Origin of the sequence: Bradyrhizobium xenonodulans, assembly GCF_027594865.1 — a bacterium.
Classification (GTDB): domain Bacteria; phylum Pseudomonadota; class Alphaproteobacteria; order Rhizobiales; family Xanthobacteraceae; genus Bradyrhizobium; species Bradyrhizobium xenonodulans.
In genome coordinates this window covers 3,736,799-3,747,385 of sequence record NZ_CP089391.1, presented here as the reverse complement: position 1 = coordinate 3,747,385, position 10,587 = coordinate 3,736,799, and the positions used below count along the sequence as shown (strand labels likewise).

7 protein-coding genes are annotated in these 10,587 nt (G+C 62.8%); 5 read left to right on the top strand and 2 right to left on the bottom strand.

Annotated features, from left to right (window positions below):
* Nucleotides 1-58 precede the first annotated feature (58 nt).
* Together I3J27_RS17515 and I3J27_RS17510 are read left to right on the top strand one after the other, a co-directional pair.
* Complete coding sequence (locus tag I3J27_RS17515) at nucleotides 59-472, top strand: response regulator (protein WP_270172827.1); 414 nt, start codon at nucleotides 59-61, stop codon at nucleotides 470-472.
* Nucleotides 469-2,709, top strand: coding sequence for a CHASE3 domain-containing protein (locus tag I3J27_RS17510; RefSeq protein WP_270171738.1), 2,241 nt, complete (start codon nucleotides 469-471; stop codon nucleotides 2,707-2,709). The genes I3J27_RS17515 and I3J27_RS17510 overlap by 4 nt, the downstream gene beginning before the upstream one ends.
* Here I3J27_RS17510 and I3J27_RS17505 read toward each other — a convergent pair.
* Entirely contained in the window at nucleotides 2,706-3,602 is an 897-nt protein-coding gene (locus tag I3J27_RS17505) for a DMT family transporter (RefSeq protein WP_270171737.1), read from the bottom strand. The genes I3J27_RS17510 and I3J27_RS17505 overlap by 4 nt on opposite strands.
* A 761-nt stretch (nucleotides 3,603-4,363) precedes the next feature.
* On the opposite strand from I3J27_RS17505, the gene I3J27_RS17500 reads away from it, so the two are divergent.
* Complete coding sequence (locus I3J27_RS17500; protein ID WP_270171736.1) at nucleotides 4,364-8,134, top strand: vitamin B12-dependent ribonucleotide reductase; 3,771 nt, start codon at nucleotides 4,364-4,366, stop codon at nucleotides 8,132-8,134.
* Nucleotides 8,135-8,246: 112 nt separating this feature from the next.
* On the opposite strand, the gene I3J27_RS17495 is transcribed toward I3J27_RS17500, so the two are convergent.
* Nucleotides 8,247-8,525, bottom strand: a complete 279-nt coding sequence (locus I3J27_RS17495; RefSeq protein WP_270171735.1) for a hypothetical protein — start codon at nucleotides 8,523-8,525, stop codon at nucleotides 8,247-8,249.
* Between the two features lie 149 nt (nucleotides 8,526-8,674).
* Here I3J27_RS17495 and I3J27_RS17490 point away from each other — a divergent pair, with 149 nt between their 5' ends.
* Both I3J27_RS17490 and I3J27_RS17485 read left to right on the top strand, forming a co-directional pair.
* Nucleotides 8,675-9,259 carry an RNA polymerase subunit sigma-24 gene (locus I3J27_RS17490; RefSeq protein WP_270171734.1) on the top strand — a complete coding sequence of 195 codons (585 nt, stop codon included), beginning with the start codon at nucleotides 8,675-8,677 and terminating at the stop codon, nucleotides 9,257-9,259.
* Nucleotides 9,256-10,458 carry an ImmA/IrrE family metallo-endopeptidase gene (locus I3J27_RS17485; protein WP_270171732.1) on the top strand — a complete coding sequence of 401 codons (1,203 nt, stop codon included), beginning with the start codon at nucleotides 9,256-9,258 and terminating at the stop codon, nucleotides 10,456-10,458. The genes I3J27_RS17490 and I3J27_RS17485 overlap by 4 nt, the downstream gene beginning before the upstream one ends.
* Nucleotides 10,459-10,587 lie beyond the last annotated feature (129 nt).

Genomic DNA, 10,587 nt, shown 5'->3' with positions numbered 1-10,587 from the left:
CGATCCAGCGATTCGCCTATATCACCGGTATGGGGACTTCGATTTGCTGGGAAATGTCATGCCGCGTATCCTCGTGGTAGACGACGATCCGATGGTCGGCGCGACCATCGAAGTCCTCCTTCGACGTCAGGGCTTCGATGTCACGATGGCCGACGGCGGAGAAACGGGGCTGGCTGCGCTCGAAGCGCAGGCCTTTGACGTGATGCTGGTCGACATCTTCATGCCGCACATGCGCGGCTTCGAATCCATCCGCATCTTTCACGAGCGCGCGCCGGCGATCCCGCTGATCGCGATGTCAGGCTATGCCTTCGCCTCATCGGCCTCGCCCTCCCCCGATTTCCTCCGCATGGCGCTGGAGCTCGGCGCGGCACGCTGCCTGCGCAAGCCGTTCACGCCGGACGCGCTGCTGACCACGATTCGGGAATGCCTCGGCGAGGTGGCACAGCCGAAGGACAAGAAAGAAGCACCTTGATCCCAACGCAGCGCGTCATTCTCGGTGCTGGACTTGCCATCCTCCTGCTCATCACCGCCGCCTCGATCGGACTCGACGTCAAGTCGCGGTCGGATGCGACCTGGGTCAATCATACCGTCCAGGTGCAGAAGAAGATCTCCGATCTGCGCGTGCTGATGCGCCGCGCCGAGAGCGCCGCACGCGGCTACGAGCTCTATCGCAGCCCCGGCTTCAGCGACGAGTTCCAGGCGGTGCGTGCCCAGATCGCGCCGGCGCTCGCCGACCTCAAGCGGGTCGTGCGCGACAATCCCGATCAGGTCGCGCTGCTGGAGGGCACCGAGTCGCTGGCGTTGCGCCGGATCGAGATCGCCGCCCATGCGATGCGCCTGCGCGCCGAGAACGACCAGGCCGGCATTGCCGCGCTCCAGGGCAAGGCCGAGGGCCGCGGCCTCATGGACACGGTGATGGGCAATCTCGACCATTTGAGCGCGGAGGAAGAACGGCTGCTCGACGCGCGCTCGCAGGATTCGCGCCGCACCGGCATCGTGCTGCTCGGCATCGACGTCGCCGGCGCGCTGGTGATCCTGCTGCTGGTGGTGATGGTAGTGCGCGAGAGCCAGCGTACCACCGGCGCGCTGAAGAGCACGCTGCTGGAGACCACGGCCGCCAATCAGCAGCTCGAGGCGGCGGTGGCCGAGCGCACCGAGCATCTGGTCGCCGCCCATGACGAGCTGCGCCTGTCGGTCAACGTGCTCCAGAGCACCTTCCACAGCATGGCCGAGGCGGTGCTGGTCATCGACACCGAGGGCAATGTCCTTCTGTCCAATCCGGCCGCCGAGCGCATGCTGCTGCACCGGACCGGCATGAACCTGCGCAATCTGCGCGCGCTGTCCGACGTGTTTCACGGCGACGGCGTCACCCCGCTCAAGGCCGACGAGCTGCCCTCGGTGCGCGTGCTGCGCGGCGAGCAGTTCGAGAACCTGGAGATGATCGTCCGCCCGCACAGCGGCAACTCTCCGCGTCACCTGATGATCAGCGGCCGGCCGATGCGGGACGGACAGGGCGAGATTTCCGGTGCGGTGCTGGTCTATCACGATGCGACCATTTCGCGCGAGACCGAGCGACAGTTGCAGCAGTCGCAGAAGCTGGATGCGATCGGCAAGCTGACCGGCGGCGTCGCGCACGATTTCAACAACATGCTGACCGTGATCTCCGGCAACACCGAGACGCTGGTGGAGAGCCTGAAGGGCCAGCCCGAGCTTCAGCGCACGGCACGGCTGATCGACGATGCCGCCGAGCGCTGCGCCGAGCTGATCCAGCATCTGCTCGCCTTTGCGCGCAGGCAGCCGCTCGAGCCACGCAACGTCGAGATCAACGGCGCGATCGCCGACATCGCAAAGCTGCTGCGCCCCACCCTCGGCGAGCAGATCCAGATCGAGACCGTTCTGGAACAGGGGTCGATGACCACCCACATCGATCCGTCCCGGCTCACCAATGCCGTGCTCAACATGGCCATCAACGCCCGCGACGCCATGCCGAACGGCGGCAAGCTGCTGCTCGAGACCCACCGCGTCGTGCTGGACGAGGCCTATGCGCAGGCCAATGTGGAGGTGCGGCCGGGTCCCTACGTGATGCTTGCAGTCAGCGACACCGGCACCGGCATGACGGCCGACATCCAGCAGAAGGCGTTCGAGCCGTTCTTCACCACCAAGGAGGTCGGCAAGGGTTCTGGCCTCGGCCTCTCCATGGTCTACGGCTTCGTCAAGCAGTCCGGCGGCCACATCAAGATCTACAGCGAAGAAGGCCACGGCACCACGATCAAGCTCTACCTGCCGCCCGGCGAAGGCATGGCGGAGGTGACGGCCCCCGCGACGCCGCAGGCCGAAGGCGGCGCCGAGACGATTTTCGTGGTCGAGGACGACACTCTGGTGCGCAACTTCGTCACCGCGCAGCTCCAGAGCCTCGGCTACAAGACGGTCGCCGCGCCCGACAGCCGGGCCGCACTGGAATTGATCGCGGCCGGCCAGGCCTTCGACCTGCTGTTCACCGACGTCGTCATCCCCGGCGGCATGAGCGGCCGCGAGCTCGCCGACGAGGTGGCGAAGCTGCGGCCGGGTATGAGGGTGCTCTACACCTCCGGCTACACCGACAACGCCATCGTCCACCACGGCAAGTTGGATGACGGCGTGATGCTGCTGACCAAGCCGTATCGGAGAAACCAGCTCGCGGAGATGATCCGGAAGGCGCTGGGCGCCTAACGCGTCGCCAGCACCACCGCAGCCATCGTGAAGATCAGCGCCGCGATCTGCCCCGGCCCGAGCGGCTCGCCCAGCGCCAGCGCGGAGGCGACGACGCCGATCACAGGCACCGCCATGGTCCCGATCGCCGCCACCGAGGCCGGCAGGCGGGCGAGCGCTGCGAACCAGCTGACATAGGCGATGCAGAACTGCACCACGGTCGAATAGACCAGCAGCCACCATCCGACCGGCGTCACCAGCGACAGATCCGTGGTCTCGACCAGCAGGCCGACGATCGAGATCGGCAGGCAGCCGATCCCGATCTGCCAGGCCGCGGCCGTGAGCGGCGGCAGATGGATCGGGTATTTCTTCGAGACCACCGTACCGACGGCGAAGCCGATGGCGCCGCACAGCGCCATGACGATTCCCGGCAGCTTCTCCGTGCTGGCGGCAATGCCGTTGCCGCCCATGATCGAGCCGAGCCCGATGAAGGCCATCACCAGCCCCAGCGTGCGCAGCACCGTCGGCCGCTCGCCCAGCACCGGCCAGGCGATCAGCGAGGCCCAGACCGGCATGGTGTAGGCGATCAGCGCCGCCTCGCTCGCCGGCAGCCAGAGCAGCGCCAGGCCCATCAGCACCATCCAGCCGGTGACGTTGAGCGCGGCAGCGGTGATCAGGCGCGGCCAGATCGCCGGCTCGACCTTCAGGCTCTGCCGCCCGATGACCGCCAGCGCCGCCAGCAGCAGCGCGCCCAGCACGCCGGTCACCCCGCGCAGGGTCAGCGGCGGCAGCTCGGCGAGCAAAAATTTCGTCACCGGCCAATTGAAGCCCCAGCCGATCGAGGTGATGGCAAGGAACATCAGGCCGGCCGGGGCGATGCGCGGTCGCAAGCCCGGCCTGGTCGAATCAAGCATGGGGGTATCCGGCAAAATCGAGCTCAGCTTGGCGCGGATTCGGGCAGCCGACCACCACCTCGGCGGGCATGCCTGCCCTCACCTTCCGTACCACTACGTGAGTCCCGCCGAGGCAACCCCGTTGCTCAAAAATATACCTGCCCTGTGAACAGCGGGATGAAGGGTTCCGAGCGACACCGAAGACAAATTTTTTCGGTTGGGAATCCCTGAGGACTCACTGATACTTGCCTCCAGAACAGGCGCGGGCTTGCCCCCTGTTATCCCCCGCAATCCACCATATTTAGTATTTGATTCAGGAACCCGCACTAATTCTTGACGGGCGCAACGGAGAGTCCTAGCTTTCGGTCCGTTCGGCGCGAGTGAGTTTGCGTCCCGCCGGCACTCCCCCAAAGGGTCTCGCAAAACTGCACTCCGCCAAGCCAGACGAAGGCAGCGGGATGAGGGCTTGTCTGCCCTGACAACGCGGACTTTTCGGGCGCCAGAACGGGCCGGCAACAGGTTCGGATGGCATCGGTAGAAGTGAAGTTGTGGGGCGTTGAACGCATGTCGGGCTTATCCCCTTGGGGGCGGATCGGTCTGGACATGCCGGCAGGTGGACGGTGCACGCACCGAACCATCGCGCCGGGAAAAACAGGGCCGGGAACCACCGGCTGAACTGCGAAGCCTACCAGGCCCGACGGCCAGGGCGGATTCGCGAAATGAAATAGCGACCCGGGCGCCTTGCGGAGGCAGTCCGGCACATAAAAGGACGGGGCAAGACCATGCGGATTGAGCGGCGCCACACCACTTCGGGACAGTCACCTTACGCTGGAATCGAATTCCGGCAGACCACGTCGGAGATCAGGAATCCCGACGGCTCGGTCGTGTTCAAACTGGACGGCGTCGAGGTCCCGACCGAATGGTCGCAGGTCGCCTCCGACGTGCTGGCCCAGAAGTATTTCCGCAAGGCCGGCGTTGCCGCGCGCCTGAAGAAGGTCGAGGAGGAATCCGTCCCCTCCTTCCTGTGGCGCTCTGTGCCCGACACTGAAGCCCTCGCCGCCCTGCCCGAGAAAGAGCGCTATGTCAGCGAGCTCAGCGCCAAGCAGGTGTTCGACCGCCTCGCCGGCTGCTGGACCTATTGGGGCTGGAAGGGCAAGTATTTCTCCTCCGACGAGGACGCGCAGACGTTCTACGACGAGCTCCGCTACATGCTCGCCATGCAGATGGTCGCGCCGAACTCGCCGCAATGGTTCAACACCGGCCTGCACTGGGCCTACGGCATCGACGGCCCCGGCCAGGGCCATTATTACGTCGACCCCTTCACCGGCAAGCTGACCAAGTCCAAGTCGGCCTACGAGCATCCGCAGCCGCACGCCTGCTTCATCCAGGGCGTCGGTGACGACCTCGTCAACGAGGGCGGCATCATGGACCTCTGGGTCCGCGAGGCCCGCCTGTTCAAATACGGCTCCGGCACCGGCTCCAATTTCTCGCGCCTGCGCGGCGAGGGCGAAAAGCTCTCCGGCGGCGGCCGCTCGAGCGGCCTGATGAGCTTCCTCAAGATCGGCGACCGCGCCGCGGGCGCGATCAAGTCGGGCGGCACCACGCGCCGCGCCGCCAAGATGGTCGTCGTCGACGTCGATCACCCCGACATCGAGACCTATATCGACTGGAAGGTGAAGGAGGAGCAGAAGGTCGCGGCCCTCGTCACCGGCTCCAAGATCAACCAGAAGCACCTCAAGCTGGTGCTGAAGGCCTGCGTCAATTGCGAAGGTTCGGGCGACGATTGCTTCGACCCCGAGAAGAACCCTGCCCTGCGCCGTGAAATCAAGCTGGCTCGTCGCTCGCTGGTGCCCGACAACTACATCAAGCGGGTCATCCAGTTCGCCAAGCAAGGCTACAAGGACATCCAGTTCGACATCTACGACACCGACTGGGATTCGGAAGCCTACCTCACCGTCTCCGGCCAGAACTCCAACAACTCGGTCTCGCTGAAGGACGACTTCCTGCGCGCTGTCGAGACCGACGGCGACTGGAATCTGAACGCCCGCACCTCCAAGAAGGTGACGAAGACGCTGAAGGCGCGCGACCTCTGGGAAAAAATCGGTCACGCCGCCTGGGCCTCGGCCGATCCGGGCCTGCACTTCAACACCACCATGAACGACTGGCACACCTGCAAGGCGTCCGGCGACATCCGCGCGTCCAATCCGTGCTCGGAATACATGTTCCTGGACGACACGGCGTGCAACCTCGCCTCGGCCAACCTGCTGACGTTCTACAACACCGACACCAAGCGTTTCGACGTCGAGGGTTACGAGCACCTCTGCCAGCTCTGGACCATCGTGCTCGAAATCTCCGTGATGATGGCGCAGTTCCCCTCGCGCGCGATCGCCGAGCTCTCCTACGAGTTCCGCACGCTCGGCCTCGGCTACGCCAATATCGGCGGCCTGCTGATGACCATGGGCCTGTCCTATGACAGCAAGGAAGGCCGCGCGCTCTGCGCCGCGCTGACCGCTGTGATGACCGGCATCACCTACAAGACCTCGGCCGAGATGGCGGCCGAGCTCGGCACCTTCCCCGGCTACAAGAAGAACGCCGCGCACATGCTGCGCGTCATCCGCAACCACCGCCGCGCCGCGCATGGCGAGGCCTCCGGCTACGAGGCGCTCTCGGTGAACCCGGTGCCGATGGACCTCGTCTCCTGCCCGCAAGCTGACATCGTCAGCCACGCGCAGGCGGCCTGGGATGCGGCGCTCGAGCTCGGCGAGAAGCACGGCTATCGCAACGCCCAGACCACGGTGATCGCGCCGACCGGCACGATCGGCCTCGTCATGGATTGCGACACCACCGGCATCGAGCCCGACTTCGCCCTGGTGAAGTTCAAGAAGCTCGCCGGCGGCGGCTACTTCAAGATCATCAACCGCGCGGTCCCCGCGGCGCTGCGCGCGCTCGGCTATCGCGAGAGCGAGATCGCGGAGATCGAGGCCTACGCCGTCGGCCACGGCTCGCTCTCCAACGCCCCCGGCATCAACGCCTCGACCCTCAGGGCGAAAGGCTTCACCGATGAAGCGATCGCCAAGGTCGAGAAGGCGCTGCCGACCGCCTTCGACATCAAGTTCGCCTTCAACAAGTGGACCTTTGGCGAGGATTTCATCCGCGACCAGCTCGGCATCGGTGCCGAGGCGATCGCGGCCCCGGGCTTCGACCTGCTCCAGGCCGTCGGCTTCACCAAGCGCGAGATCGAGGCGGCCAACGTCCACATCTGCGGCGCGATGACGGTGGAAGGTGCTCCGCACCTGAAGGCCGAGCACTATTCGGTGTTCGACTGCGCCAATCCCTGCGGCAAGATCGGCAAGCGCTATCTGTCGGTCGAGAGCCACATCCGCATGATGGCGGCGGCGCAGCCCTTCATCTCGGGTGCGATCTCCAAGACCATCAACATGCCGAACGACGCAACTGTCGAGGACTGCAAGTCCGCCTACATGCTGTCGTGGAAGCTCGCATTGAAGGCCAACGCGCTCTATCGCGACGGCTCAAAACTCTCCCAGCCGCTCAACTCGCAGCTCATCAGCGACGATGAGGACGAGGACGATGCGGTCGAAAGCCTCTACGAGAAGCCGATGGCGGCACGCGCGACCCAGGTCTCGGAGAAGATCGTCGAGAAGCTGGTCGAGCGCATCATCGTGATGCGCGAGCGCGAGAAGATGCCGGATCGCCGCAAGGGCTACACCCAGAAGGCGGTCGTCGGCGGCCACAAGGTCTATCTTCGCACCGGCGAGTATGACGACGGCCGTCTCGGCGAGATCTTCATCGACATGCACAAGGAAGGCGCGGCGCTCCGCTCCTTCATCAACAACTTCGCGATCGCGGTCTCGCTAGGCCTGCAATACGGCGTGCCGCTCGAGGAATATGTCGACGCCTTCACCTTCACCCGTTTCGAGCCGGCGGGCCCCGTGCAGGGCAACGACAGCATCAAGTACGCGACCTCGATCCTCGACTATGTCTTCCGTGAATTGGCGGTGAGCTACATGTCGCGCTTCGACCTCGCCCATGTCGATCCGACCGAGTCCAACTTCGACGCGCTCGGCAAGGGCGTCGAGGAAGGCAAGGAGCCGGACGAACAGAACCACCAGGCGACCCGGCTGGTCTCGCGCGGCCTCACCCGCTCCCGTACCGACAATCTGTTCGTGATGCGCAGCGGCTCCACCGCGGTCTCATCCGGCAATGACAGCGCGCCATCAGGCGGCAGCAAGGTCACGGCGCTCGCCGGGCACGGCGCAAGCGCCCGGGTCGGCGACGTCCTGGAAGGCGCGGTCGCGCTGAAGCAGGAAGTGGCCCACGACCTTTCTCCGACGGAGAAGCTCGAAGCCCTCCAGTGGAGCAAGGCCGGCAGCGCCGCACAGACCGCGGTGCCCAGCAAGGCCGAGCGCCGCGCGGAAGCCAAGGCCAAGGGCTACGAGGGCGAGATGTGCTCGGAGTGCGGCAACTTCACGCTAGTGCGGAATGGGACGTGTATGAAGTGCGATACGTGCGGCAGCACGACGGGGTGTTCGTGAGGGGGAGCGCGCCACCACGACGATCGTTAGGCTTGGGCTTGTCCCGGTATCCACAAAGAAGGGCGGCCTCCGGGCCGCCCTTCTCTCTTAGCGTCCAATTTCGGCCCTAGCACTAGGCAGCCACCCGCAGCCGGGCGTTGATCCAATCCCAAGCCGCCGTCGGCAACCAACCACTTTTCGGGTTGGAGACGACGACGATCAGCATGCGGTCATTGCCGTCCACGTGGCTCTTGACCCGCTCCCAGATGCCGTCCGCAGTGAGAGCGGTGTCCACAAGCCAGGTGGACTCGAGGTAGTGCCACCAAGCGCCGCAGCCCTTGATCGCCTCGTAGAGACCGTCATAATCGTGACCGGGCTTCTTCAAGTCGTAGTTGATAGAGTAGATCGTCATTTTTGGTCCTCACATGATCGAGGACAAATCCGCTGCCCTCTTGACCACCTAGGCTCTCCGGACCAGGAGTCTCGGACACGGAAAACAAATGTTCCGCGCATGTCCGAGCGCACTGCCGAGAGTAGCATAAGGGAGCGAAAGGCTCCGCAATGGTACAAGCCAAGCCGTCCGAGGAGACGTCGCTGTCAATCCACGAGGTGACCGCGCGAATCCGCGCGATGTCAGCCGAGGACAAGCTTCGATTTATAAAGGACTCCAACTATTTGAGTTTTGGTGACGCCCGATCACCGGCCGATCTTCGGCAGGAAGCCATCCGACGCGCCCTCGACGGCACACGAAAATGCCCAGCGAATCTATCAATCACAGGATTTCTGCGTGGCGCGATGCGCAGCATTGCCTGGGCCGATCGAAAGGCAGGCGCGTGCCGCCCGAAAATTGGCCCCGTTCCTAATACAGGGCCGGCTAGCCGGAACACGGTTGAAATTGCAGATCCTCGTTTGAGCGCGGAAGATCGCATATTGGAGGGAGATCGAGCGGAAGAAATTCGCGACAGCATTCTTGCGCTATTTGAAGATGACGCTGTAGCCCATCAGCTCGCTCAGGGCATGATGGATGGCGAACAGGGAATTGAGCTTAGAGAACTGCTTGAACTATCTGAGACCGAATTTGCATCAAAACGTCGCCTCGTGCGTCGACGCATAGATGTAGCGTTTCCGAAGGGATGGCGACCATGACCAGCAAAACAGAAAATTCAAAGATGGAACTGGCGACCTTCATTGACTCCCTGATGGACGAATTCTCTCTTCTATCTGATGAGAAGGTTGCTGCTGAAGCGATTCAAGACTTCGGATCGATAGAGAATGCTCTTGGCGGCATCGACGCCGAAATCGAGAACGCTATCGCCAGCTTAGGCAAAGATCGTCTATCGAAAGCTCGCGCTGCTCTAGAGGAGAGTCAGAAGAACGCCACCAGACTGTCCGATCCGACGCAGGCGTATCAACAACTCGCGGACTTTATCACTTCAGAAGATGGATTCAGACGGCTGACGCTGGCCGCAAGAAATGGACGTGCATCGTCAGACGACGATGCAACAAGCGCCATCTTTGACCTTTGCGAATTGCGTGAATTCAAGCAATCCAGCCCGCAGCCAAAATTTGGCGAAAGAGCCAAAGCAGATTTTATTTTGCAAGAATTGGGAATTACGAAGCCCGAGGAAATAGATATTGAGGTTATTGCATGGCACTTAGGTGCCAAAGTGAGATACGGGCGCCTCACTCAATGCGAGGCAAGAATAATTGGCTCAGACGACGTGGCGATGATTACCGTTGACGAAGGAGCACCTCCTCAGCGTCAGCGGTTTTCTATTGGTCACGAACTTGGCCATTGGATATATCATCGCGGCCAGACTCTATGCTGCCAAGCAGGTGACATCGAACTTCCTAGCGATCAAAGCAACAATTTGGAACGTGTCGCAGATCGATTTGCGTCAGAATTGCTGATGCCTTCGTATCTATTTGTACCGATCGCGCAAAGTCTCGGGCCCCCTAGTATGCGCGTGGTGCAACAGCTGGCAGAAATATTTAAGACTAGCCGAACGGCAACTGCCATCAGGCTCGTTCAACTCAATCAACGACCGCTATGTCTGGTAAGCCATACCAAAAGTGGCCGACGTTGGTTTGCTCGCTCTCGGACACTTTCTGGGAACTGGATGCCAAGCCATGAATTGCGAGCCGAGACGGCCGCCTTTGGCATGATCTTTGGCAAGAGTGCTCCCAAAGCTTCACCGCGGTGCATGAACGCCTCGATCTGGTTTACACGGCGTGACGCCTCTCGCTTCAACGTAATCGAAGATTCATTTCGGGTACAAAATAGCGAGGTTATAAGCCTTCTTTCGGTGAAGGAGGAGAAGGAGTTTCTTTGTCAGGAGACCTAGAAGAACTCGCCTCTTGATCTCGGAAGAGATCAATGGAAACGCACCGAAAGATGGAGGTTTCGCGGGCACCCTTAACGGAGGTAGCTCATCGCGGACGGAGGTTTAGCGAAGCGTAACCCACCTCGTCTT